The 24,067-nt window shown below is 71.2% G+C and carries 24 protein-coding genes; 18 read left to right on the top strand and 6 right to left on the bottom strand.

From position 1 onward, the window contains the following. From Q1K33_RS07020 to Q1K33_RS07065, 10 genes are all read left to right on the top strand, one after another. Window positions 1-1,128: an acyl-CoA dehydrogenase family protein gene (locus tag Q1K33_RS07020; RefSeq protein ID WP_300402111.1), complete on the top strand. Its 1,128-nt coding sequence runs from the start codon at window positions 1-3 to the stop codon at window positions 1,126-1,128. Further along, window positions 1,125-2,069 (top strand): acyl-CoA dehydrogenase family protein, encoded by a 945-nt coding sequence (locus Q1K33_RS07025; protein WP_300402112.1) that lies wholly within the window; start codon window positions 1,125-1,127, stop codon window positions 2,067-2,069. The genes Q1K33_RS07020 and Q1K33_RS07025 overlap by 4 nt, the downstream gene beginning before the upstream one ends. Beyond that, the gene (locus Q1K33_RS07030) at window positions 2,066-2,293 is read left to right on the top strand and encodes a hypothetical protein (protein WP_300402114.1); all 228 of its coding nucleotides are present in this window, start codon (window positions 2,066-2,068) and stop codon (window positions 2,291-2,293) included. The genes Q1K33_RS07025 and Q1K33_RS07030 overlap by 4 nt, the downstream gene beginning before the upstream one ends. Before the next feature lie 188 nt (window positions 2,294-2,481). Continuing rightward, a complete protein-coding gene (locus tag Q1K33_RS07035) occupies window positions 2,482-3,711 on the top strand; it encodes a CaiB/BaiF CoA-transferase family protein (protein WP_300402116.1) in 1,230 nt (409 codons plus the stop codon). Continuing rightward, complete coding sequence (locus tag Q1K33_RS07040) at window positions 3,708-4,649, top strand: VOC family protein (RefSeq protein ID WP_300402119.1); 942 nt, start codon at window positions 3,708-3,710, stop codon at window positions 4,647-4,649. The genes Q1K33_RS07035 and Q1K33_RS07040 overlap by 4 nt, the downstream gene beginning before the upstream one ends. Then, the gene (locus Q1K33_RS07045) at window positions 4,646-5,770 is read left to right on the top strand and encodes an acyl-CoA dehydrogenase family protein (protein ID WP_300402121.1); all 1,125 of its coding nucleotides are present in this window, start codon (window positions 4,646-4,648) and stop codon (window positions 5,768-5,770) included. Before Q1K33_RS07040 ends, Q1K33_RS07045 begins: the two co-directional genes overlap by 4 nt. Then, complete coding sequence (locus Q1K33_RS07050) at window positions 5,770-6,216, top strand: OB-fold domain-containing protein (protein ID WP_300402123.1); 447 nt, start codon at window positions 5,770-5,772, stop codon at window positions 6,214-6,216. Before Q1K33_RS07045 ends, Q1K33_RS07050 begins: the two co-directional genes overlap by 1 nt. Then, window positions 6,216-7,364 (top strand): thiolase family protein, encoded by a 1,149-nt coding sequence (locus Q1K33_RS07055; RefSeq protein ID WP_300402125.1) that lies wholly within the window; start codon window positions 6,216-6,218, stop codon window positions 7,362-7,364. Before Q1K33_RS07050 ends, Q1K33_RS07055 begins: the two co-directional genes overlap by 1 nt. A gap of 7 nt (window positions 7,365-7,371) precedes the next feature. Then, entirely contained in the window at window positions 7,372-8,508 is a 1,137-nt protein-coding gene (locus Q1K33_RS07060; protein ID WP_300402193.1) for an acyl-CoA dehydrogenase family protein, read from the top strand. A 10-nt stretch (window positions 8,509-8,518) separates the two neighbouring features. Next, window positions 8,519-9,661 (top strand): acetyl-CoA hydrolase/transferase C-terminal domain-containing protein, encoded by a 1,143-nt coding sequence (locus tag Q1K33_RS07065; RefSeq protein WP_300402127.1) that lies wholly within the window; start codon window positions 8,519-8,521, stop codon window positions 9,659-9,661. 6 nt (window positions 9,662-9,667) lie between these two features. On the opposite strand, the gene Q1K33_RS07070 is transcribed toward Q1K33_RS07065, so the two are convergent. The 5 genes from Q1K33_RS07070 to Q1K33_RS07090 are packed head-to-tail and all read right to left on the bottom strand — an operon-like array spanning window position 9,668 to window position 15,100. Next, complete coding sequence (locus Q1K33_RS07070; RefSeq protein ID WP_300402129.1) at window positions 9,668-10,801, bottom strand: acyl-CoA dehydrogenase family protein; 1,134 nt, start codon at window positions 10,799-10,801, stop codon at window positions 9,668-9,670. A 2-nt stretch (window positions 10,802-10,803) separates the two neighbouring features. Then, a complete protein-coding gene (locus tag Q1K33_RS07075; RefSeq protein ID WP_300402131.1) occupies window positions 10,804-12,138 on the bottom strand; it encodes an acyl-CoA dehydrogenase family protein in 1,335 nt (444 codons plus the stop codon). An 18-nt stretch (window positions 12,139-12,156) separates the two neighbouring features. Next, window positions 12,157-13,095 (bottom strand): acyl-CoA dehydrogenase family protein, encoded by a 939-nt coding sequence (locus Q1K33_RS07080; protein ID WP_300402133.1) that lies wholly within the window; start codon window positions 13,093-13,095, stop codon window positions 12,157-12,159. Further along, a complete protein-coding gene (locus Q1K33_RS07085) occupies window positions 13,092-14,306 on the bottom strand; it encodes an acyl-CoA dehydrogenase family protein (RefSeq protein WP_300402135.1) in 1,215 nt (404 codons plus the stop codon). Before Q1K33_RS07085 ends, Q1K33_RS07080 begins: the two co-directional genes overlap by 4 nt. Then, window positions 14,303-15,100 (bottom strand): enoyl-CoA hydratase/isomerase family protein, encoded by a 798-nt coding sequence (locus Q1K33_RS07090; protein ID WP_300402137.1) that lies wholly within the window; start codon window positions 15,098-15,100, stop codon window positions 14,303-14,305. Before Q1K33_RS07090 ends, Q1K33_RS07085 begins: the two co-directional genes overlap by 4 nt. A 138-nt stretch (window positions 15,101-15,238) precedes the next feature. Between Q1K33_RS07090 and Q1K33_RS07095 the strand changes: the two genes are divergently transcribed. The 8 genes from Q1K33_RS07095 to Q1K33_RS07130 are packed head-to-tail and all read left to right on the top strand — an operon-like array spanning window position 15,239 to window position 23,129. Next, complete coding sequence (locus tag Q1K33_RS07095) at window positions 15,239-16,204, top strand: SDR family NAD(P)-dependent oxidoreductase (protein WP_300402139.1); 966 nt, start codon at window positions 15,239-15,241, stop codon at window positions 16,202-16,204. Beyond that, a complete protein-coding gene (locus tag Q1K33_RS07100; RefSeq protein WP_300402141.1) occupies window positions 16,201-17,403 on the top strand; it encodes an OB-fold domain-containing protein in 1,203 nt (400 codons plus the stop codon). The genes Q1K33_RS07095 and Q1K33_RS07100 overlap by 4 nt, the downstream gene beginning before the upstream one ends. A 14-nt stretch (window positions 17,404-17,417) precedes the next feature. Beyond that, window positions 17,418-18,563: a thiolase family protein gene (locus tag Q1K33_RS07105; RefSeq protein ID WP_300402195.1), complete on the top strand. Its 1,146-nt coding sequence runs from the start codon at window positions 17,418-17,420 to the stop codon at window positions 18,561-18,563. Further along, a complete protein-coding gene (locus tag Q1K33_RS07110; protein ID WP_300402143.1) occupies window positions 18,563-19,039 on the top strand; it encodes a Zn-ribbon domain-containing OB-fold protein in 477 nt (158 codons plus the stop codon). Before Q1K33_RS07105 ends, Q1K33_RS07110 begins: the two co-directional genes overlap by 1 nt. Further along, a complete protein-coding gene (locus Q1K33_RS07115) occupies window positions 19,036-20,235 on the top strand; it encodes a thiolase family protein (RefSeq protein ID WP_300402145.1) in 1,200 nt (399 codons plus the stop codon). Before Q1K33_RS07110 ends, Q1K33_RS07115 begins: the two co-directional genes overlap by 4 nt. Next, window positions 20,228-20,743, top strand: a complete 516-nt coding sequence (locus tag Q1K33_RS07120; RefSeq protein ID WP_300402148.1) for a MaoC family dehydratase — start codon at window positions 20,228-20,230, stop codon at window positions 20,741-20,743. The genes Q1K33_RS07115 and Q1K33_RS07120 overlap by 8 nt, the downstream gene beginning before the upstream one ends. After that, complete coding sequence (locus Q1K33_RS07125; RefSeq protein ID WP_300402150.1) at window positions 20,740-22,359, top strand: AMP-binding protein; 1,620 nt, start codon at window positions 20,740-20,742, stop codon at window positions 22,357-22,359. Before Q1K33_RS07120 ends, Q1K33_RS07125 begins: the two co-directional genes overlap by 4 nt. After that, window positions 22,356-23,129 carry an SDR family NAD(P)-dependent oxidoreductase gene (locus Q1K33_RS07130; protein WP_300402152.1) on the top strand — a complete coding sequence of 258 codons (774 nt, stop codon included), beginning with the start codon at window positions 22,356-22,358 and terminating at the stop codon, window positions 23,127-23,129. The genes Q1K33_RS07125 and Q1K33_RS07130 overlap by 4 nt, the downstream gene beginning before the upstream one ends. A 21-nt stretch (window positions 23,130-23,150) precedes the next feature. Here the strand turns inward: Q1K33_RS07130 and Q1K33_RS07135 are convergent, their stop codons facing one another. Beyond that, a complete protein-coding gene (locus Q1K33_RS07135; RefSeq protein WP_300402154.1) occupies window positions 23,151-23,843 on the bottom strand; it encodes a TetR/AcrR family transcriptional regulator in 693 nt (230 codons plus the stop codon). Between the last annotated feature and the right edge of the window lie 224 nt (window positions 23,844-24,067).

Below are 24,067 nucleotides of genomic sequence, written 5' to 3' on the forward strand. Positions count from 1 at the left end.
GTGTCAACTTCGCTGGACGTCGCCCCGGGGCCGGTCTCGACGCTCGATGAGCTGCGCGGGGAGGTCCGGGCGTTCCTCGCCGGCCAGACGTTCACCCCGCGGTGCGACCCCTGGGTGCGCGGCTTCGACCCGGGCTTCTCCCGAGCCGTGGGGGAGCGGGGCTGGATCGGGATGACCTGGCCGACCGAGCGCGGAGGTGGAGGCTCCTCGAACGTCGAGCGGTGGGTGGTGGCTGAGGAGTTGCTGCGCGCGGGCGCGCCGGTGGCCGGCCACTGGACGGCCGACCGCCAGACCGGCCCCTCGTTGCTCCGCTTCGGCACGCCGGCCTTGCAGGCTGAGCTGCTCCCCGCAATCCGGCGTGGGGAGGTCGTCGTCGGGCTCGGGATCAGCGAGTCGGAGGCCGGCTCCGACCTGGCCGCCCTGCGCACCGGCGCCAAGCGTGTCGACGGAGGGTGGGAGATCAGCGGCACCAAGATCTGGTCGTCCTCGGCTCACCACGCCACGCATGTCTACGTCTTGGCTCGCACTGACTCCTCGGGCTCACGGCACGACGGGATGACCGAGTTCCTGATCGACGCCGGCGCTGCGGGCCTGGAGGTGCGCCCGATTCTGGACCTCACCGGCGAGCACCACTTCAACGAGATGTACTTCGACCGGGTCTTCGCACCCGACGCGCGCGTCCTCGGCGAGGTCGGTGCCGGCTGGAAGCAGATCACCGACCAGCTTGCCTTCGAGCGCGGCGGGCCGGATCGCTACCTGAGCACCTACCCGCTGGTGCGCGCCATGCTGCGCCGGCTGCGACGTGCGCCGGACCGGGCGGCTACCGAGCGTCTGGGGGCTCTCACCGCTCGGCTGCTCGGGCTGAGACGCCTCGGGCTGGAGTTGGCCCACGAGCTCGACTCTGGCCGGGCGCCGAGCCAGAAGGGGGCTCGGCTCAAGCTGCTCGGCACGCTCTTCGAGCAGGACGTAGTGGAGACGGCGCGCTACGTCCTCGATGTCTGCGGGGCCGAGCCTGAGGACCTCGCCCTGTTGCACGACGCCATCCAGGTGGCACCCGGAGCGACCATCCGCGGCGGCACCAGCGAGATCATGCGCACCGTCGTGGCGAGAGCAGAGGTCGGCCGATGACCTGGAGTGCTGACCTGGCGCCGGTGGTCGACGACGTCCTGTCCGCCACGCCCCGCGAACGGCTCTGGGAGACCGTCGTCGACCTCGACTGGACCACCGTCGGCGTCGACGAGACCGCCGGAGGCGCCGGAGGCGACGTGCGCGACCAGGCGGAGCTCGCCGGGGGCGCCGGGCGCCACGCGATCGGGATCCCACTGTGGGAGACCGCTCACGCGGCGTGGGCGATGACCCGAGCAGGGCTCGAGCTGCCTGAGCGCGGTCAGCCTGCGGTCGTGGTGACCGACCCCTCCCGCGCGGTCGCGTGGGGCGATCACGACACCGTGGTGTTGCTGGTGCACGCCGACTCGCTCATGAGAGTCCCGGCGCGATGCAGGATCGCACCCGATTCCGCAACCCTGGCGGGGGAGCCCGCCGGTCTCCTGGACCTCGACGCCGCGGCCCCGGGCGACATCGGCGGCGTGTCCCTCGATCCCGCTCTGGCCGAGGAGATCCGGGGCCGTGGGGCTCTGCTGCGGGCCGCAGCCCTTCACGGTGCGATGCACTCAGCCTGTGAGCTCACCCGCGAGCACGTGCAGAGCCGCGAACAATTCGGCCGTCCACTCGCCTCGCACCAGGCCGTCGCCCACGCCCTCGCGACCATGGTGCTCGAACGTGACCGTGTCCGGGCCGGCATCGACGAGGCACTGGACCGCGGCGGGCCGGGACCGGCTGAGGCGGCGCGCGCCGCGGCAGCAGCAGCGGCAGGTCAGGTCGCCTCGGCCGCCCACCAGCTCCTTGGCGCGATGGGAACCACCCGCGAGCACTCCTTGCACCACTTCACCCGACGGCTGTGGTCGTGGCGTGACGCCGACGGCAGCCAGCACACGTGGGAGCGGCGGGTCGGAGAGCGCGCGCTGGCCGGGGACGACGACGACGCCCTGTGGAGTCTGGTCACCGGTTGAGCCGGACCTGCCTCGAACGCTGCAGCGGACGCAGCGAGATCTTCGCGTCCTACGTCATCGACCAGCGCGAGACCGACGGCCCCGACGGCTACCGGCGCCGTCTCGACGAGGCCAAGGGCGCACTGCCCGACGACCTCGCGATCTGGAACCACCAGGTCTTCGTCGACCCGCCCGCGCTTGCGACGTGGGCTGACCGACCTGTGCCCCCTCAGGATCGGCTCTGACCATGTCGTCAGCACTGCGGCAGGGCCTCCCGGGCTCCGACCTCACCGGCGCCTTGAGATTCACCTCCCGAACTACTTGGCAGTTTCGTCAAGTTTGGCTAGTGTCCTGAGTCACAGGTGACCGAGACGTCGCCTCGGCCATGCGAACCCGGCGCAACGGTGCGTCGACCGACCCAAAGGTGCCTGACATGAACACAGAGCAGACCCCGTCCCCCGTCCTCGACGGAATCAAGGTGGTGGAAGTCGCCGCCTGGACGTTCGTGCCGACCGCCGGCGCCGTGCTGGCCGACTGGGGCGCCGACGTGATCAAGGTCGAGCACCCCGAGACCGGCGACCCGCAGCGTGCCCTGATCAGCTCCGGCGTCGTGGCCGGCGCGGGGTCGGTGAACCACTTCGTCGAGCAGCCCAACCGCGGCAAGCGCAGTGTTGGCATCGACATGCGGACCCCGGAGGGCCTCGAGGTGCTCATGCGCCTGGTCGAGACCGCCGACGTCTTCATCACCAACATGCTCCCGAGCTCGCGCAAGAAGCTCGGGATCGACGTCGACGCGATCCAGGCCCGCAACCCGAAGATCATCTACGCCCGGGGGAGCGGTTACGGACCCCAGGGGGACGAGGCCGACCGGGGCGCCTACGACCTCGCCGCCTACTGGTCGCGCGGCGGCATCGCAGACGGCTACACGGGCATCGGTGCGGAGTACCCGCCTGCGCAGCGGCCTGCCTTCGGTGACCTGTTCGGCGGGTTCGCGATCGCCTCGGGCGTCGCCGCGGCTCTGTTCAAGCGGGAGCGCACCGGCGAGCCGTCGGTCGTCGACGTCTCCCTGCTGCACCTGGCGATGTGGCAGGTCTCGACCGACATCGTCGGCGCCGGGGTGACCGGCTCCGCCATCCCCAAGTTCGACCTGGCCGACATGCCCAACCCGGTAGCCAACATCTTCCGCACAGGTGACGATCGACACGTCTCGTTCGTGCTGCTCCAGGCGGACAGGTTCTGGGAGGGCTTCTGCACCCGGATCGGTCGACCCGACATGGTCGCCGACGAGCGGTTCAACGGGATGGGGCCGCGCTTCGTCAACCGGGCAGAGTGCATCGCCGAGATCCGCGGCGAGTTCGCCAAGCACCCGCTGGAGCACTGGGAGAAGGCCTTCGCCGACTTCGATGGAGTCTGGGACGTCGTCAAGACGCCGGTCGAGCTGCACTCGGACCCGGCTGCGATCGCCAACGGCTACCTGCCCCAGATCGACTCCGGCAACGGTGACACGTTCGCCTTGGTCGACAGCCCGGTCCAGTTCGACCTCCGACCCAACGCCAAGACTCGTGCCCCCGAGCACGGTGAGCACACCGAGCTGGCCCTGGTCGAGGCGGGCTACGACTGGGACGAGATCGCCGAGCTGAAGAAGACCGGCGCCATCCGATGACGGTCCCGTCGGAGGCGAGCGTCGAGGTCGACCCGCACGCGGCCGCCGTTCACGCGGTGCTGCACTGCAACTTGAACAGCCTCGACGCCGCTGGCGCAGCCGCCTTCTGGGAGCAGCTCGCCTTCACCCGGCGGATGCGCAACCAGAGCGACGACACCGATGCCCGGTTCCTCGGACTCGGGGAGCACACCGCCTCCGACACCTGGTTCATGTACGACGTCCGCGGACCGCGCGCGGCCCCGGCGATCGAGATCTGCGAGTGGACCGACCCGCCCGTCGAGCCGCGGACGCCCGGAGAGGCCGCCCGCGCGGTGGGCTTCACCGGACTCGGTGTCCGCGTCGCCTCGCTGGGCGAAGAGACCGGGGACTCGGCCTACGTCAGTGAGCAGCCGCGGCACGCGGCCTGGGTGCGTGGGCGGCTGCGCCAGGCCCAGCACGTCGCCGCACCCGACGGCGTGACGGTCGAGGTCGTCGAGATCGACCCGCCCGCGGGCGATCCGGAGGACCAGGGCGCGGCCTTCTCGCACGCGCGCCTGCGCTGCACCGATCTCGAGGCCAGCGTCGCGTGGTACGAGCGACTGGGGTGGCGCGTGGTCGAGCCGAGCGAACCTCGCGTCGACGGGGTCTCGCTCGTGGTCGACGAGGACCCGACCTTCTCCTTGGAGCTTGAGGTCGACCCCGACGCGGTGCCCTCGACGATGCAGGCCAACACGCAAGGGGTCTTCCGCATCGCCCTCGGGTGCGAGGACGTGCCCGGGGCGGTGCAGCTGCTGCGGGCCGCCGGCGTCGAGGCGCCCGACGCGGTTTTCACCGCGATGCCGGACGTGCCGACCGGCGGCTTCAGTGTCGCAGTCCTGCGTGACCCCGACGGCACCATGGTCGAGCTGGTCTCGCGCCCCCGCGCGGAGGTGCGCCGACCGATGGAGCCTGCCGGATGAGCATCTCCGTCGCCGAGCGCGCCGAGCTGCGCGAGGTCGTGCGCCAGCTCGTCGAGAAGCGCTCCTCCGAGCCCGACGTACGCCGGGTCATGGCGTCCTCGACCGGCCACGACGTCGAGCTGTGGGCCACCATGGCCGGCGAGATCGGTCTGCAGGGACTGGCCGTTCCCGAGGAGCACGGCGGCGCCGGTGCCGGCTGGGCCGAGGTAGCAGTGGTGATGGAGGAGCTCGGCCGTGCACCGGCCTGTGTCCCCTTCCTGGCCACGGTCGGCTTGGCGCTCCCTGCACTACTCGCCGCCGGCGGCGAGGCCACGCGGTGGCTCCCCGGGATCGCTGACGGCACCCTCGTCGCGACCGCCGCGGTCTTGGGCGCACCCCGAACCGGACCCGACGACGTGCCGGTCACGGCCGAGCGGGTGGGGGGTCAGTGGTTCCTCAGCGGCACCGAGCGCTACGTCCTCGACGGCGGCGGCGCCGACCTGGTGCTGGTGCCAGCATGCAGCGGTGACCAGGTGGGGCTCTTCGCGCTCGAAGGTGGCCGAGGGCTCAGCGTGGAGACGGTGCGGACCTCCGACCAGACCCGCCGCTTCGCACACCTCACCTTCGACCACGCACCGGCCGCTGTGGTCGGCGCCGTCGACGACGGGCTGCAGCTGGTGGACCGCGCCCGCGAGATCGCCACCCTGTTGCTGGCCTGGGAGCAGGTCGGCGGTGCCAGTGCCACGCTCGACATGGCCGTCGCCCACGCCCGCACGCGCCACCAATTCGGCCGTCCGATCGGTTCCTTCCAGGCCGTCAAGCACCTGTGCGCCGACATGCTCGTCGCCATCGAGACGGCCAGGGCCGCCGCCTGGGGCCTGCTGCGATCGGTCCAGGCCGAGGCCGACGACCTGGGCCTGGTCAGCGCGATCGCCCGCACGGTGTGCAGCGAGCGCTACGACTTCTGCGCCACCACCAACGTCCAGGTGCACGGCGGCATCGCCTTCACCTGGGAGCACCCCGCCCACCTGCACCTCAAGCGGTCCCGTGGCTCCGCCGTGCTGCTGGGCTCCGCGCTCGACAACCGTGAGCTCCTCACCGGCCTGGTTCCGGTGCTCACCACCACGAAAGGTTCCGGCTGATGACTCAAGTGCCCATCGCTCCCGATCTGTTCACCTGGCCCTCGGACGACCCCGCCCTGATCGCAGGTCGCTCCTCGGACGGCGTGCTCGTATTCCCCTACCGCAAGCAGAAGCTCGTCGAGGGAACTCGCGAGGAGCTGGAGAAGGTCGAGCTGCCCCGCCACGGCACCTTGTGGAGCTTCACCACCCAGCGCTTCCGGCCGCCCGCACCGCCATACGCCGGCGCTGACGACGCCGAGAGCTTCGAGCCGTTCACGGTGGGTTACGTCGAGCTGCCCGACGCCCTGCTGATCGAGGCGCGGCTGACCGAGCCCGATCACGAGAAGCTCTCGATCGGCCAGGAGATGGAGCTGCGGATCGTGCCCTTCGGCACTGACGCCGACGGCAACGAAACGATGATCTACGCCTTCGCGCCGGTCGGCGCCGCGGATCGAGGAGCGAACTGATGAGCACCCCCGACGTCGCCATCATCGGCACCGGCCTGCACCCGTTCGGCCGCTACGAGGGAAAGTCCGCCTTGCAGATGGGGGAGGACGCGGTCATCGAGGCCCTCGCCGACGCCGGCGTGGCCTGGGAGCAGGTCCAGGCCCTGTGGGCCTCCAGCATGGAGGTCACCAACCCCGAGGCCATCCTCGGTCTCCTCGGTCGCACGGGCATCCCGGCACGTGCGACGTTCACCGGCTGCGCGTCCGGCGGCACCGTGCTCGCCCAGGCCGCCAACGCGATCCGCATGGGTGACGCCGACATCACCGTGGCGGTCGGGATGGACAAGCACCCTCGTGGGGCGTTCTCCGCCCACCCGTCGGTGGCCGGGCTTCCCGACTGGTACGGCGAGGCGGGGTTGTTCCTGACGACCCACTTCTTCGGCCTCAAGGCCAACCGCTACCTGCACGACCACGGCATCAGCCACGAGACGCTGGCCCGGGTGGCGGCGAAGGCGACGCGCAACGGCGAGCGCACCCCGCACGCGTGGCGCCGCAAGCCACTCTCGGTCGAGGAGATCATGGCCTCGCCGGTGCTGAACTACCCCCTGCGCCAGTACATGTACTGCAATCCCGACGAGGGCGGTGCCGCGGTCGTGCTGTGCCGCGCCGACCAGGCACACAAGTACACCGACACGCCGCTGTACCTGCGTGCCAGCACGCTGTTCAGCGGCCGGGACGGCGCCTTCGACCTCCTCAGCCCGTCCCTGCCACTGGCGGCCCAGCCGAGTCCCACCGTGTTCGCCTCGCAGGCCGCCTTCGAGCAGGCCGGCCTCGGGCCGAGCGACGTCGACGTCATCCAGCTCCAGGACACCGACGCCGGCTCGGAGATCATCCACATGGCCGAGAACGGCTTCTGCGCCGACGGCGACCAGGAGCGCCTGCTGGCCGACGGGGAGACAGAGATCGGCGGGTCGTTGCCGATCAACACCGACGGTGGCCTGATCGCCAACGGCGAGCCCGTCGGCGCCTCCGGGCTACGCCAGGTCTACGAGCTCGCCAACCAGCTGCGGGGCCGCTGCGGCGAGCGGCAGGTCAGCGACGCCAAGGTGGGGTACGCCCAGCTCTACGGATCGCCGGGCACCGCAGCCGTCACGATCGTCTCCACCTGAAGTGGATATGCAGACCGCCGAGTCGTTCCGCTCCGAGCTACGCGAGTGGCTCACGCAGGCGCCGCGGCCCGAGGGGCTGCACGACTACGGTCCCACCCCGCTGGACACCGACATGGTGGCCGCCCGCGCATGGCATGCCCAGCTCGCTGCGGCGGGCTACGCCTGCCTGCGCTGGCCCGTGGAGCACGGTGGGCGGGGTGCCTCGGTGGCCGAGCAGGCGATCTTCGCCGAGGAGACGGCTTACGCCGACGTGCCACGCCAGCTCAACATCGTCGGGCCGGACCTGGTCGGTCCGGTGCTGATGCGCTACGGGCGCCCGGACCAGCAGGAGCGCTACCTGCCGCGGATCGTCAGCGGCGAGGACATGTGGTGCCAGCTGTTCAGCGAGCCCGACGCCGGCTCGGACCTGGCGGGCGTCCGCACCCGCGCTCGTCGCACCGACAGCGGTTGGGCAGTCGACGGTCAGAAGGTGTGGACCAGCGGGGGAGCCAGCGCAGAACTCGGCATCCTGCTCGCCCGCACCGGCGGTCCCGGGCACGGCGGGCTGTCGGCGTTCGTGGTTCCGATGCGTGCCGCCGGGGTCGAGGTGCGTCCGCTGGTGCAGATCGACGGGGAGAGCAAGTTCAACGAGGTCTACCTCACCGACGTGCGTCTCGACCACGACGCCCTCATCGGCGACGAGGGCCAGGGCTGGGCCGTGGCGATGACCACCCTGGGCAACGAGCGGCTGTCCTTGGGCGCGAACGCCGTCGGGATGTTCCGGGCGCTCGACGACATGGCGGCCGCCGCGGGCGAGCGCGGCCGCCTGGGCGCGGCGCAACAGGCCTCGCTCACCGACCTGTGGGTCAGGACATGGATCCTGCGCACGACCTGGGAGCGCGCGATCGCCGAGGGGGCCGAGCCCGGGGACGCCTCGTTCTCGGTGCTCAAGGTGATGGCCTCGGAGACCTACCGCGACATCGGTAACGCCGGCGTGGAGATGCTCGGTCTCGACGCCCTGGTCAGCGAGGACCACGAGCCGCTCGTCCAGCGGATGCTCGTGGGGCACGCCCAGACCTTGCTCGGTGGCACCAGCGAGATCCAGCGCAACATCCTCGCCGAGCGCCTGCTCGGTCTGCCTCGCGAGCCCCAGCTCACCCGATGATGGCGGAGCAGTGAGCCTGGCCGCACTCCTCACGCCGGGGTGCCGCGTCGCGGTGGCGGACGGCCTCGGCGCGCCGCGCTCAGCGTCGGCCGAGCTCAGCCGGGCGGCCGCCGGGGTCGGTGGTGTGCAGCTCGTGCTCGGGTGGCTCCCGACACCCGACCCCGACCTCGACCTGACGTCGTACCACGACGTAGCGGCCCTGATGGGCGGCTGGGGCATGCGGGACGCCATTCGCGCGGGCTACGCGCGCGGCATCCCTGTGCGCTGGTCGCAGGTGCCCGGCTTGATGCAGGGCCGCCTGCGGCCCGACATCCTGCTCGCCGGAGTCGTCCCCGCCCGCGACGGTGGCCTGACCTTCGGTTCTGAGGTGTCGTGGATGCACGCCGCGGTCGCCGCGGGCGCGCAGGTCGCAGCGGTCGTCCACCATGGCGCACCCCGAGCGTACGACGGTCCGTCGCTGCCGGCCGAGCACGTCGTGGTCGTAGGGGAGTCGAGCGTGCCGCTGACCCCGTTGGGCTTCACCGCGCCCGACGACGTCCACCGCGAGGTCGCCGACCGGGTTGCCGGTCTGGTGCCGGCGGGCGCCCGGATCCAGGTCGGGCCAGGAGCGCTGGGCAGCGCGATCATGGCGGCGGTGACAGTGCCGGTGCGCGTGGACTCCGGGTTGCTCGTCGACGGGATCCTCGACCTCGAGCGGCGCGGTCTCCTGCTCGGGACCCCGATCGGCACCTACCTGGCCGGCGGCGAAAAGCTGCTCGCGTGGGCTGACGGCCGCGGCCTGCTCCACCCGGTCGAGCACACGCACGACCCGACCAGACTGAGCACCGGGGAGCCCTTCGTCTCGATCAACACCGCGCTCGAGATCGATACCCAGGGCAACGTCGGGATCGAGGGTCCCCCCGACAAGCCAGTGGCGAGCCCGGGCGGGCACCCCGACTACGCGGCAGCCGGAGCCCGATCCGCCGAGGGGCTGTCGATCATCGCCCTGCCGACCGCCCACCGGGGCCGGCCGGCGCTCGTCGACCGGCTCTCGGGGCCGGTGACGACGCCCGGTCACGACGTCGACGTCGTGGTCACCGAGCGAGGCACGGCAGACCTCCGCGGTCTCGACCGAGTCGGCCGGTCGCGGGCGCTGACCACACTCTGGGAGTGACCCGCGTCAGACGCCCCAGCGCTCGAGCAGGCGCTCGTAGTAGACCGCCGGTCCGCCGAACATCAGCTGGGACACCTTGGCCCGCCGGAAGTAGAGGTGGGCCGGGTGCTCCCAGGTGAAGCCGATGCCACCGTGCACCTGGATGGTCTGCTGGGCGATGAACATGAACGCCTCGGAGCAGACGGCGTGTGCGACTGCTGCGGCCTCGCCCGCGGGGGGTGCGTCGGGCAGGCCGTCGACGGCGCGGGCGGCCTCGGTCGCAGCGGCTTCGGCGACCTCGAGCCGGGTGAACATGTCGGCGCACATGTGCTTGACCGCCTGGAAGGAGCCGATCGGTCGCCCGAACTGCACACGCTGGCGGGCGTAGGCCACGCTCATCTCGAGGCAGGCGCGGGCCGCTCCGACCTGCTCGGCAGCCAGGGCGGCGGTGGCGCGGTCGAGCAGGTGCTCGAGGGCCGCGGTGCCGTTCCCCGGCCGACCGAGGGCGGCGGCCGGCGTCCCGGTCAGGGTCAGGCGGCCGACACGACGGGTCGGGTCCAAGGCCCTGAGGCCGGTGACCTCGAGGCCGGCCGCACCCGACTCGACCAGGAACAGTCCGGGTCCGTGCGGAGTATCGGCGGCGACGACGTAGAGGTCGGCCCCCACGGCGTCGAGCACGAGAGATTTCTCCCCGTCGAGGGTCCACGAAGCCTCCCCGTCCTCGCGGGCGCGAGTCGTGAACCCGTGGGTGCGCCACTGGCCGTCGGTCTCGATGACCGCGAGCGTCGCGAGGGTGGTGCCTGCGGCGATTCCGGGAAGGTGCGCGGCCATCGCGGACTCGTCCTGGGCAGCGAGCAGCGCGCCAGCCCCCAGGACGACCGAGGAGAAGAACGGCCCTGGCACGAGGGCACGGCCGAGCTCACGCAGCGCTACGCCGAGCTCCACCTGACCGAACCCGGCACCCCCGTGATGCTCGGGCACGGCCAGCGACTGCACCCCGACCTGATCGGCGAGCTGACGCCACACGCTCGCGTCGTAGCCCAGGTCGGACTCCATCACCTCGCGGACCCGCGACTCGTCGGACTTGTCGGCGAGCAGGGACCGCACGGAGAGCCGCAGGTCCTCCAGCTCCTCGGCGCCGGCGATAGCTGTGGTGGTCACGGTCATGACTGCTCTCCCGTCGGCGCGCGGAACGGCGCTTTGGTGTCGGTGCCGGGCTCCTTGGGGAGGCCCAGGACGCGTTCGCCGATGATGTTCTTCATGATCTCCTCGGTGCCGCCCAGGATGCGCAGGGCCGGCGTGCCGAGGAGCAGCTCGTTCCACGAGAAGGTTCCCCAGTCGCCGGTCTCGGCGATCATCCGCGGGCCCACCATCTCTGCGGCGAGGTGGGAGGCGGCGGCCAGGTTGTGGGAGAACATCAGCTTGCTGGCTGATGCCTCCGGTCCCGGCGCGCGCCCGTCGAGCAGGGTGCGCAGGGACTGCTGGTTGAGGTAGCCGGTCGCCGTCAGGTCGGCCAGCACCTCGGCGAGCCGGCGTCGCGCTGCGGCGTCCCGGGACAGCCCCATCGCCTCCAGCATCGCCGTCAGGTAGGAGCGTGAGACCGCCCGCTCGACCGGACCGGCACCTTCGCCGCCGACACTGGCCCGCTCGCTCATCAACGTGGTCATCGTGACCCGCCAGCCGTCGTCGACCTCGCCCAGGCGGTGGTCGTCGGGGACGCGGACGTCGGTCAGGAAGACCTCGTTGAACTCCGCGCCGCCGGTCATCTGGCGCAGCGGCCGCACCTCCACCCCCGGCAGCGACATGTCGACGAGGAAGGCGGTGATCCCCCGGTGCTTGGGCTGCGACGGGTCGCTGCGACAGACCGCCATCCCGAGCTCGGCGTGGTGCGCTACCGAGGTCCACACCTTCTGGCCGTTGAGCACCCACTCCTCGCCGTCGCGCACAGCCCTGGTCGCGACGTTGGCCAGGTCGGAGCCGGCGCCGGGCTCGCTGAACAGCTGGCAGGCGATCGCGTCCCCGCGGAACATCGCAGGTAGGTAGCGCTGCTTGATCTCCTCGCGGGCGTGGGCCAGGATCGTGGGCCCGATCATGCCGAGCCCGATGAGGGAGATCACGCCGGTGTCCGGCACGTCGTACCCCGCCTCGAGCTGGTCGTACACCAGGTCGTGCAGGGGGCTGAGCGCGCGGCCGCCGTACTCCGTGGGGCCCGTGATCCAGCCGAATCCGTGTTCGTGGCGGGTTCGTTGCCACGCCCGCGCCGCGTCGACCTTCGCCTTGTCGACCTCGGGCGGTTCGTCGCCGAAGTAGGAGATCCGGTCCTCGCCCTCGCCCCAGACGACGCGGGCAGTACCGGTGGGCCGCCGGGTGGCGTGCTCGTCGAGGAACGCGCTGGCCTCCTCGACGAAGGCCTCGATCGAGGACGACGAAGCGGTCGGGGACGACGAAGCGGTCGGGGAGGCCGGGGTGGCCGGTGTGGCAGGTGCGGATGCTGTCATGACGTGTCGCTCTCGCTCTCAGGTGGTGACGACGGGGTGCAGGTCTGCGCCGGCGAGCGCGGCAGAACCGACCTCGTCGGCAAGTCGGAGGTGGCCGCCGAGGAGGGCGTCGAGCGCCGCACCCCGGCTGACGTAGCGGTGCATGTCGCTCTCCAGCGTGATGCCCATCGCACCGAGCACCTGGACCGTGCGGCGCAGCACCGTGGACTGGGTCGCACCGGCGCGCAGCTTGGCGACCGTCGCTGCCCAGGCGGCAACGTCCTCGGCGGCACTCCACGCCACGTCCAGGGTGACCCGGGCCGCCTCGAGCGCGGCATGCGCCTCGGCGAGCTGGTGTCGCACCGACTGGAAGGACCCGAGCGGCCGGCCGTACTGGTGACGCACGCTGGTGTGTGTGACCGCGAGCTCGAGGGCTGCCGTGCACACGCCGATGATCTCGGCGGCCAGGGCGCGTCGACCAGTAGCGACGGCGCGTTCCCATGCGGCGCCGACCGGAACGCTGTCGGGCTGGAGCGCGGCGCCGAGGGTGACGAGCTGCCAGCCCGAGCCCGGGTCGAAGCCGCCGGCAGGACGGGTGACCAGCGAAGAACGCTCGATGGTTGCCAGCACGACGCCGTCGGGGGTCGCGCGAGGCACCACGACCACCTCGGCCGTCGAGGCGAGCAGGACGCCCGTCGGACCTGGGTGCGAGCCGAGGCGTGGGTGGGGTAGCAGCAGGGTGTGTGTCCCGGGGGCGTAGCCCGGGAGCTCGGCCAGCATGGTGTCGGCCAGCAGGCCGCTGGAGGCCAGGGCTCGTCCTTGTTCGCCGAAAAGCACGGTGGTGGCGATGGACGGGTCCTCCTCGAGGACCTCGGCCCAGCCCAGCTCGTCGAGCGCTGGGGCCACCGGCCGTCCTGTGGCGAAGACTTCGCGCAGCGAGCCGCGCACAACCTCGACGGTGGCGTCGTCCAGGCTCATCGCGACGACTCCTGGGGCAGGCCGAGCACGTGGTCGGCGAGGATGGTGCGCTGGACCTCAGCGGAGCCGCCGAGGATCGTGGAGGACCGGCTGTACCACCACTCGGCTCGCCAGGCTGTGGAGTCGAGTGCGTGCGGGTCCTGGGGATCGGCCAGAAGGAAGTCGGCGCCGAGCGCGTCGCGGGCCAGGTCGTGCAGACCGGTCTCGACCGTGGCGAGGAGGATCTTGTCGACACTGGCCTCCGGCCCGACGGTGTCGCCTGCGGCGAGGCGGCGGATCGTGGCGGCCGAGCGCGAGCGGAGCGTGACGATGTCGGCGTACGTCGACCCGAGACGGCTCGTGGTCCCGTCCGGCAGCGGGGTGCCCGACGAAGCCAGTCGGTCGCGCAGGTCGCGCAGTCGCCGCAGGGCGATCCCGGCGCTCTGCCAGGCGAACATCGAGCGCTCGAACTGCAGGAGGTACATCGCCACCGCCCAGCCCTGGTCCTCTGCACCGATCGCTCGCGAGAGGGGCACGCGGACATCGTCGAAGAAGACCTCGGAGACCTCCTCCTGGCCACTGGCCAACGCAACCGGACGTCGGGAGACACCGGGCGCGTCGGCGTCGATCATCAGCATGGTCAGCCCGCGGTGGCGCGCCTCCGGTGTCCCGGTGCGCACCAGGCACACGAAGCGGTGGGCCGTGGCTCCGAAGCTCATCCAGAGCTTCTGACCGGACACGACGTAGTGGTCGCCGTCGCGCCGTGCCCGGCACCGCAGGGCGGCCAGGTCGCTTCCCGCCTCGGGCTCGGAGAAGCCCTGCCCCCACCACTGCGCGCCGGTGAAGAGTGCCGGCATCACCTCCGCGGCCAGGGTGGGGGCGAAGTGCACCACCGGGTTGCCCAGCGTCTCGAGCACCAGGCACTGGTCGGGCACCGGGAGTCCGGCGCTCGACAGCTCGTCGTAGAGCGCGGCGCGGTGGCGGGGGTCGCCGCCGAGTCCGGCCGGCTCGGGCCATCCGTACCGCGTCCAACCGCCGTCGTCGTGCAGGGCTCGCAGGAGGGCTGCGTGGTGGTGGTTGCGCTCCGCGACCGTCATCGGCTCGTGGCCGCGCCACCGGTCGTAGTCCGCTGAGTTGTCGGCCAGGTGCTCGCGCAGGGCCAGCGCGTAGGCAACGGGGTCGACAGCGAGCTCCGCGGCTCGGGGGCCGAGAGGTGCTGTCGAGGTGCTCATGCCGAGGCCGCGCTCTTCTGCTTGCTCCGCTCGAGGAACGAAGTGACCAGAGCCTGGTGCTCGGAGGTGTCGAAGGACTTGAACTCCTCCGACAGGGCGTACTCGATGACGCCGCTGATCGCCCGCTCCAGGTGCATGTTCAAGGCTCGCTTGGTGCTCTGGATCGCCTGCGGGGGTTGGGCCGCGAGCCGCTCGGCGACCTTCACGGCCTCGGCGAGCAGGTCGGCGTCGGGCACCATCCTCGTCGCGAGGCCCAGCTCCACCGCGGTGGCGGCTGGAATGCGCTTGCTGGTCAGCAGGTATTCCTTGGCGCGCAGCATGCCCATGAGGAGCGGCCACGTGGGCGCCCCGCCGTCGGCGGCGGTGAGCCCGACACCGACGTGCGGATCCTGCAGGAACGCCGACTCGGCGATGAGGACGACGTCGCTGCTGGCGGCGAGATTGCACCCCAGTCCGACGGCAGGCCCGTTGACCGCCGCGACCAGAGGCAACGGGAACGCGAGGATCTCGCGAAGCAGCTGGCCGGCGCCGTCGATCTCCTTCTGCCGGCTCGCCGGGTCGTTCCACAGCTCGACGAAGTGCTCCATGTCACCACCGGCGCTGAAGGCGCGGCCGGCTCCGGTCAGGACGACGGCGCGTGCGTCCGGGTCGGCTGCGAGATGCTTCCAGACCCCGATGAGCGCTCCGTGCAGGGCCTCGTTCGTGGCGTTCATCGCCTCGGGGCGGTTGAGTGTCACGAGGCGCACGGCGCCGATCTCCTCGATCAGCAGCTCGGGTGCGAAGGGGTGATCCATGAGTCCTCCAAAAGGTGGCCGCGGTCACGGCGTGAGTCGCAGTCCAACGTCAATTGACGAATCTGTCAAGTGACGTTAGCGTCCGATCTGGAAGCACTCGACCGGGTGCGATCCGGTCGAGACGAGGGAGCCGAGCACGTGAGCGTTGGGGTGAAGGTCGAAGCGGTCGCCGATCCCGGGACGACGCACGGCCTGCTGGCCGGTCGGGTCGTCCTGGTGACGGGCGGTGGTCGCGGTATCGGGCGCTCTCACTGCCTCGAGCTGGCACGACACGGCGCCACGGTCGTGGTCAACGACCTCGGTGTCGGCCTCGGCGGGGAGGACTCGGAAGAGGATCCCGCGACCGAGGTCGTGTCCGAGATCGAGGCAGCCGGTGGCAGCGCCATCGCGGTCGGCGGCTCCGTCAGCGACTGGACGGCGATGGCAGACCTGGTCGGCCACGTCGTGGCGAACCACGGGCAAATCGACGCTGTCGTCAACAATGCCGGGATCTTGCGCGACAAGACCATCACCTCGATGGACGAGCGCGACTGGGACGCCGTCGTCGACGTCCACCTCAAGGGCACTTTCACGCTGACCAAGCACCTGTGCGACCACTGGCGCGCCGAGCACCGGGCGGGGCGCCCGGTCGCTGCCCGGATCGTCAACACCACCTCCGGCACCGGGTTGGCCGGCAACGTCGGCCAGGCGGCGTACGGCGCCGCCAAGGCCGCTATCGCGAACCTCACCATCACCTCGGCCCTGGAGGGCACCCGCTACGGGATGACCGCCAACGCGATCTCGCCGGTCGCCGCGACGCGGATGACCGCGAGCGTAGGAATCGACGCCGGCGGCCGCGATGGCTTCGACCGGCTCGACCCTGCGAACTCGTCCCCGGTGGTCGCCTGGTTGTGCTCGGAGCAGTCGGGATGGCTCACCGGGCAGGTGCTCCGCATCGACGGTGGCACCGTCCACCCGGTGCGCGGATGGTCTGTCCAGGAGGGCTATCGGGCCCAGGGTGGGTCACGTCTGGAGGCGCAAGAGCTCGACGCCGGCCTCCGTCGCACGCTCGGCGTGCTGCCCCCGGGCCTCGCCGGCCTCGTCGCTCCGGGCGGTGCCCGATGAGTCACCTCGCCGCCCTCGGCACCTACCTCCCCACCTGGGGCGAGGAGCAGGATCGCCGACCCGGCCCCGACGAGGACGCGGTGACCCTGGCCGTTGCAGCGGGCCGCGCAGCCCTCGGCTGCCTCGACGAGCCGGACGTCGACCAGGTGGTGCTGGTCTCACGCGACCTGCCGCTGCTCGAGGGTGGCAACGCCGCGGCGCTGCTGGCGGGTCTGGGCCTACCGGCGGACCTCCCGGTGACCGAGCAGGTGGGCGGGTGCCCTGCCACGCTCGACGTGCTCACCGCCGCGGCACCGGGCACCCTCGTCCTGGCAGCCGATCTGGCACCCGCCGGGGCAGCGGCCGCCCTTGTGGGTGCCGATGGGCTCGAGGTGCTGCCGTGCGCCCGTCGGGTGGGCAGCTTGCCCGTCCAGAGTCGCGGCAGGGACGGTGTCGCGCGCGACTACGAGGACGCCCGGCTCGGCTGGGACCGTGGCGGCTTGGCCGCGGTGAGCGCCCTCGATCTTGCTGAGAAGCCGGTCGTGGTGGCCGGCGCCACTGCTCGCCAGGCCGGTGTCCTCACCCAGGGACCTGCCCCCGCGCTGCCGGTCACCGGTGCCAGCGCTGCACTGTTCGCGCTCGCCGCGCTCGCCGACCTCGGGGAGACCGGTGTCGCAGTCGCCGTCGAGCAGGCCTCCGCCACCGCCGTACGCACCGGCCGCGGCACGACCCGCCTCTGCCTGGCCCGCGACGAGCCAGCCGCGCAGTCACCTGCCACGCTGCGTGAGACACCCGGCCCCGAGATCGCGATCTCGCTGGCGGCCTACGCCCGTGCCTTCGACGCCAAGCTGCGGTGGGAGGCCGGCGCGTGCGACGCCTGCGGCACCCTCGCGCTCCCGCCCCGGCTGCGCTGTCTCGAGTGCGGCTCCGAGGAGGGATGGTCGCTCGCCCCGCTGCCCCGCACCGGCTCGGTCTACACCGCGGTCACCGTGCACGTCCCCGTGCCCGGGCTGCCGACGCCCTACTCGTTGGCGATCGTCGAGCTCGACGGGGTCGACGTCCGCGCGCTGGTCAAGGTCACCGGTGCACCCGCCGGTGGCACCGCGATCGGCGACCGAGGCCGCCTGGTGCTGCGCCGGGTGGCGCTGCGATCGGGCATCCCCGACTACGGCTACGCGCTGCTGCCCATCGACACCGATCCGACAACGGAGGACATCTGATGAGGCGCGTAGCGATGGTCGGGGCTGGGATGACCGAGTTCAAGGAGCACTTCGACCTCGGCATCAAGGAGCTCGTACCGATGGCCGTCTCCGAGATGGCTGCCTCGGTCGACAAGGGCCTGGACCGCTCCGACATCGAGGCGGCGTGGTTCGGCGAGCTCACCACCAGCGACGGCTTCCCGGCCGGCATCCTGGCCGACAGCTGCGGACTGCTCGACATCCCCGTCACCCGGGTCGAGAACGCCTGCGCGACCGGCAACGACGCCGTGCGCAACGCGATGTACGCCGTGGCATCGGGCATCGTCGACGTCGCCCTGGTCGTGGGGGCCGACAAGGTGCGTGAGTCGTCCTCGCGCAGCACGTTCTGGGAGTGGGCGGCGCTCACGCGCGACGTGGCGTGGGACTATCCCCTCGGCCTGGTCGCGCCTGCCAACTTCGCCCTCCACGCCGCCCGCTACCTGCATGAGTCGGGCGCCACTCGTGAGCACATGGCGATGGTCGCAGTGAAGAACCACCGTCACGCCCTGACCAACCCCAAGGCGCAGCTTCGCTTCGAGATCACCGTCGAGCAGGTCCTGCGCGCGCCGACGGTGGTCGAACCGTTCGGCCTCTACGACTGCACGCCGCAGAGTGACGGCGCCGCTGCGGTCCTCCTCGTCTCCGAGGAGGTGGCCGACCGCTACACCGACCGGCCGGTGTGGGTGCGCGGCGTCGGGCTCGGCCTCGACCGGGTGATGCACCAGCACAAGCAGGACATGACCTCCTTCCCCCCGACCGTGAAAGCGGCCCGGGCCGCCTACGCGATGGCCGGGATCGGGCCCGCCGACATTGACGTGGCCGAGGTGCACGACTGCTTCAGCGCCGTCGAGCTGATCAGCTACGAGGACCTCGGGTTCTGTGACAGGTTCGGTGCGGCCGCGCTCGTCGAGAGCGGCGCCACGACGTTCGAGGGGAGTCGGCCGGTGAACCTCAGCGGTGGGTTGAAGGCCAAGGGGCACCCGCCGGGTGCTACGGGCGTCTCGCAGAACGTCGAGCTCTTCGAGCAGCTTCGTGGCGACGCGCACAACCAGCTCGACACACCGACGTACGCGCTCGCGCACAACATCGGCGGGCCGACGGCCGTCTCCGCCGTGACGATCCTCAGCACGGAGAAGGACTGATGGCCCAGACCTACACCCGCCCCGACTTCCGGCTCACCCCTACGCCCGAGGGCGATGACGTCGCCTTCTGGACCGGCGGCGAGGACGACCGGCTGATGGTCCACCGGTGTCGCAGCTGTGAGCAGTACTTCCATCCGCCGGCGCCCGCGTGCTTCCGGTGCCGCAGCCGTGACGTCGCCTCGGAGCCGGTCAGCGGACGCGGCCGGGTCGCCACGTTCACCGTCAACCGCCAGCCGTGGTTGCCGACCCTTCCGCCCCCCTACGTGATCGTGCTGGTCGAGCTCGAGGAGCAGCCCGACGTCCGGATCTTCAGCCAGCTGGTCGACGTCGACCCCGCGGAGGTCCGGATCGGCGACGAGGTCGAGGTGTTCTTCGAGCACTGGGCCCCCGAGGGCGGCACCGAGGTGTGGCTGCCGCTCTTCCGCCCGGTGCCGCCCTCGGTCGACGCGGCGACGGTTCCGGGGGAGGAAGCATGAGCGGCGGTCCCTTCGACGGCAAGGCCGTGATCACCGGCGCCGGCAAGTCCCAGGTCGGCCGCAGGCTGATGCGCGGCGGTCTCGACCTGACCCTCGAGGCATCTCTGCGGGCGATCGCCGACGCCGGGCTCACCCCCGACGACATCGACGGGGTCGCAAGCTACCCCGGCCCCGGGGCGCCGCAGCGGGGCTTCTCCGGCGCCGACGTGCACGAGGTCCGCAACGCCCTGGGCCTGCGGACGTCGTGGTACATGAGCGGGATCGAGACTGCCGGGCAGATCGGGCCCGTCATCGAGGCTTGCATGGCGGTCACCCTCGGCTTCGCCAACCACGTCCTGGTCTTCCGGTCGGTCTGGGAGTCCACCGCACAGGCGGATGGCGGCCGCGCCTCGGTGCTCTTCGACGGGGGGAAGCTGCCCCCGCACATGGCCTGGACAGCCCCCTTCGGTGCGCTCTCGCCGGCCAACTGGCTCGCCCTGCCCGCGCAGCGCTACATGCACGACCACGGCCTCACCCGGGAACACCTGGGCACGGTCGCGCTGACGGCGCGTCGCCACGCGGCGCTCAACCCGGACGCGGTCTTCCGTGACCCGCTGAGCATGGAGGACTACCTCGGTGCGCGGATGATCTCCGAGCCCTTCGGTCTCTACGACTGCGACGTGCCCTGTGACGGGGCCACCGCGGTGATCGTGTCGAGGCGTGATGCTGCGGCCGGCTTGCCGCGGCATCCGCTCACCGTCGAGTCAGCTGGCACCGGCATGTTCGAGCGCGCCACGTGGGACCAGCGGATCGATCTGACCACGATGGCCGCGCACGACGCGGCCGCCACGCTGTGGGACCGGACGACGCTGACACCCGCCGACGTGGACGTGGCCCAGCTCTACGACGGTTTCACCTTCTTGACGGTGCAGTGGCTCGATGCGCTCGGCTTCGCCGCGCACGGCGAGGTCGGCGCACTCCTCGAGGACGGCGCACTCCTCGCTCTGGACGGGGACCTCCCGCTCAACACCTCCGGTGGGCAGCTCTCGGGTGGCCGGCTCCACGGGATGGGCTTTCTCCACGAGGCGTGCGTGCAGCTCTGGGGCGAGGGCCAGGAGCGCCAGGTTGGGGGTGCGGTGGGGTCACGTCCCGACGTCGCGGTCGTCGCCGTCGGTGGAGGGCCTGTGGCCGGGGCGATGCTCCTGAGTCATGGCTGAGCCACGCATCGACCTCACCGACGTGAGCTCGGCCGGTGGCGCGCTCGTCGTCCCAGGCCTGGAGGGCCTCCGTGGGATCGTCGGGCGCGAGCTGGGCCCGACCGCGTGGCTGACGGTCGACCAAACGCGCATCGACGGCTTCGCCGACGACACCATGGACCACCAGTGGATCCACGTCGATCCGATCCGTGCGGCCGAGGGCCCGTTCGGGGCGCCGGTCGCCCACGGGCTGTTGACGCTGTCGCTGGTGCCGTACTTCGTCAACCAGCTGCGACGCTTCGACGGGGCATTGATGGGAGTCAACTACGGGCTCGACCGGGTCCGGTTCCCCAGCCCGGTCCTAGCCGGTAGTCGGGTGCGAGCCCGGATGACCGTGACCGGGCTGGACGAGCTGTCGTCGAGCTCGGCTCAGTTCGTGACCCGGGTCGTTGTCGAGGTCGAGGGCGGCGCCAAGCCTGCGTGCGTCGCCGACCTGGTGTCGCGCTATCACTTCGAGGAGAGTCGATGAGCGAGTCGACCAGGGGTTCGTGGCCGTGGATGATCGAGGCCGACACGGTGCTTCAGCTGCTCGAGCGGCGGGCCGCGCTTACGCCGGACGCCCTGGCTCTCCTCGACGAGGAGGGCCGGAGGGTGACCTGTCGGCAGCTCCTCGGCATGGTCGAGCAGTACGCGGCGCTGCTCGCGGAGCTGGGGATCGAGTCCGGGACCCGCGTGGCGTGGCAGCTCCCGACCAGGATCAGCACGTACGCCGTCATGCTCGCGCTGCGTCGGCTGGGCGCCGTGCAGGCGCCCATCATCCCGCTCTACCGCGAGCGTGAGGTGACGGCCTGCCTCGCGGCGGTCGAGGCCGAGCACTTCCTCGTGCCCGGCACCTGGAAGGGACACGACTTCGTCGCCATGGCGGAGCGTCTGGACCTCCCGGAGCGCGTGCGCCCCCGAGTGATCGTCATCGATCTCGACCCGACCGGCGCCGATCACGAGGTGGCCACGGTGACGACACCGGCGGCTGACCCCGACGACGTCCGGTGGATCTATTTCACCTCGGGCTCCTCGGGCATGCCTAAGGGAGTGCGTCACACCGACGACAGCCTGCTGACCGGCGGCCTCGGCTTCGCCGGGAGGGGGCGGCTCGGAGCCGAGCCCGACGAGCTCGCGGCTGCCGCGTTCCCCATCGCCCACGTCGGAGGAGTCCTCTACCTCATCGCAGCGCTCGGCGGTGGCTACCCGATCCTCCTCCAGGAGGCCTTCGTGCCGGGGCCGGCGGCGGAGGCGATGCACATGCACGGCGTCACCGTCACCGGAGGCGCTCCTCCCTTCTACCAGGCGCTCGTGGCCCTGGCGCAGGACGCTGGCGTGCAGCCGTTCCTTCCGTCGCTGCGCGTGCTCAAGGGAGGGGGCGCGCCCTGCTCGGTCGAGCTGTTCGAGCAGGTGCGTGACGTCCTCGGGACCGTCGTGGCCCACGACTACGGGATGACCGAGGTCCCGATGATCGCGGCAGGTGACCCGCACGACCCCGGTGACCTCCTTGCACGGACCGATGGGGGCGTCGTGCCTGGGAACGAGGTGCGCGCAGTGGGTCCCTCCGGTGAGCCGCTGCCGTCTGGCGAGTCCGGTGAGCTGCAGGTCAGCGGACGGGGGGTCTGTCGTGGTTACCTGGATCACTCCGAGACCGAACGCGCTTTCACCGCCGACGGTTGGTTCCGCACCGGCGACCTGGGCATCGTCCACGACAGCGGTCACGTCGAGGTGGTCGGACGGTTGAAGGACGTGATCATCCGCAAGGGCGAGAACCTCGTCCCGTTCGAGATCGAGCTGGTTCTCGGCACCTTCCCCGGTGTGGCCGAGGTGGCAGTGGTAGGGCTGCCCGACGAGGAGCGCGGCGAGCTCGTGTGCGCCGTCGTCGCCGTCCGTCCGGGCCACCCCCGTCCGAGCCTGGTCGACCTCGCCGAGCACCTTGCCGCCGCGGGACTCATGCGGCAGAAGTGGCCCGAGCGGCTCGAGGTCGTCGACGAGCTGCCGCGCACCGGTCTGGCGAAGGTCGCCAAGGCCGAGCTCAAGCGCCGGTTCGGCGCTCCTGAAACTCCTCCGGCGACCGTCGGAGCAACCGAGAGGAACCACGCATGAAGCTGACTAATACGTCGACCATCGTGACCGGGGGTGCCGGCGGCCTCGGCGAGGCCGTGGTGCGTGCCGTCGTCGCGGCCGGCGGGCACGCGGTGATCGCTGACCTGGCCGACGCCAAGGGCGAGGCCCTCGCCGTCGAGCTCGGCGACGCCGTTCGCTACGTGCGCACCGACGTGCTCGACGACGACACCGTGCGGGGCGCCATCGCCGCCGCTGGCGAACTGGCCCCGCTGCGGTACGCCGTCACTGCGCACGGTGGGTGGGGGGTGGCGGAGAAGATCGTCCAGCGCGACGGCTCGCCCGCCGGGCTCGAGGGCTTCACCAAGACCCTCGATCTGTATCTCACCGGCACCTACAACGTCCTACGCCTCACGGCCGCTGCGATTGCGACGAGCGAGCCGGACACTGAGGACGGTCAGCGAGGCGCTGTCGTCACTACGGCCAGCATCGCCGCGTACGAGGGTCAGATGGGTCAATCGGCGTACGCCGCTGCCAAGGCCGGGGTCGCCGGCCTCACCCTGGTGGCGGCTCGCGACCTCGCTGCGGTCGGCATCCGGGTCGTCTGTATCGCCCCCGGCACGATGCGGACCCCCATCATGGAGTCGGTCGGTGAGGAGATGATCGAGAAGTTCGGTGCGGCAGTGCCGTTCCCGAAGCGGTTGGGCCGTCCTGGCGAGTTCGGCGACCTCGCCGTGCACGCCTTGACCAACACCTACCTCAACGGCGAGACCATCCGACTCGACGGGGCGCAACGCTTCCAGCCGCGTTGAGGGACCGGTCGGCCGACTGCATCATGACTGGTCGTGGTCGCGGCCGCCGAGGATGTCCATGATCGAGTGGGCGATGGTCAAGATCATGTCGTCGTCGCTGACCGGCAAGGCCTGGGCGCGCACGAAGAACCAGGAACGGTCGAGCATCGCGATCACCATCAGCCCCAAAGCCTCGGGTGCCGGGGTGGGAGAGGGTTGGCGCGAGCGAAGCGCCACCCCGAAGAGGAACGCGGCGCGCATCTGCATCCGGCGGGCCTGCTGCCGGTAATCGTCCTCCCCGTCCTTGGGAACGAATTGGCTGGCCGAGAACACGAATGCGCCGTGGCGGTCCATGTACCGGAAGTATTGGTGCACCCAGTCCACGATCTCGTCGAGCTGCGCCGGGCGGCTGATCCGGTCCCACTCGCCGAGCACCCCGAGGATGTCGGCGTAGGCCGACTCACCTAGGACATTCGCGATCGCGCGCTTGTCCTTGAAGTAGGTGTAGAAGCCAGCACGCGAGATCCCGCACGCGTCGGTGATGTTGTTGATGCGGGTGCCGGCATAACCGCGTTCGAGGAAGAGCTGCCGAGCCGCATCGATGATGGTCTGGCGTGTGCGCAGCGCCCGCAAGCCGAGGCCGCCGTCCTCGTCGTCCGGTTCGACGGCGGGGGGGTCGGTCGCGTCGACGTCGGGATGGGGGGCAGCGTCCTCCGCAGTCTCGCTGGTGGTCATGGTCCTCGATCCGGTGCGCGCAGTGGCTGGTCGCCACGCCTGGTCATGTGTCGACCCCATGTTATGTGACGGGTTCGTTGACGCTCGTTCAGATCGTCGAACCGGCCCGATGGCAGTCCTCCAGTGTGGTCACAGAAGTGGGCGGACCGGCTTTGTTGACGCTTTCGTCAAACACGTCTAGGTTGAGGGCTCCAACGACTGCGCGACCGCGAGAGGAACGGGTC

The organism is Nocardioides sp. (assembly GCF_029937575.1).
In the GTDB taxonomy this organism is placed as follows: domain Bacteria; phylum Actinomycetota; class Actinomycetes; order Propionibacteriales; family Nocardioidaceae; genus Nocardioides.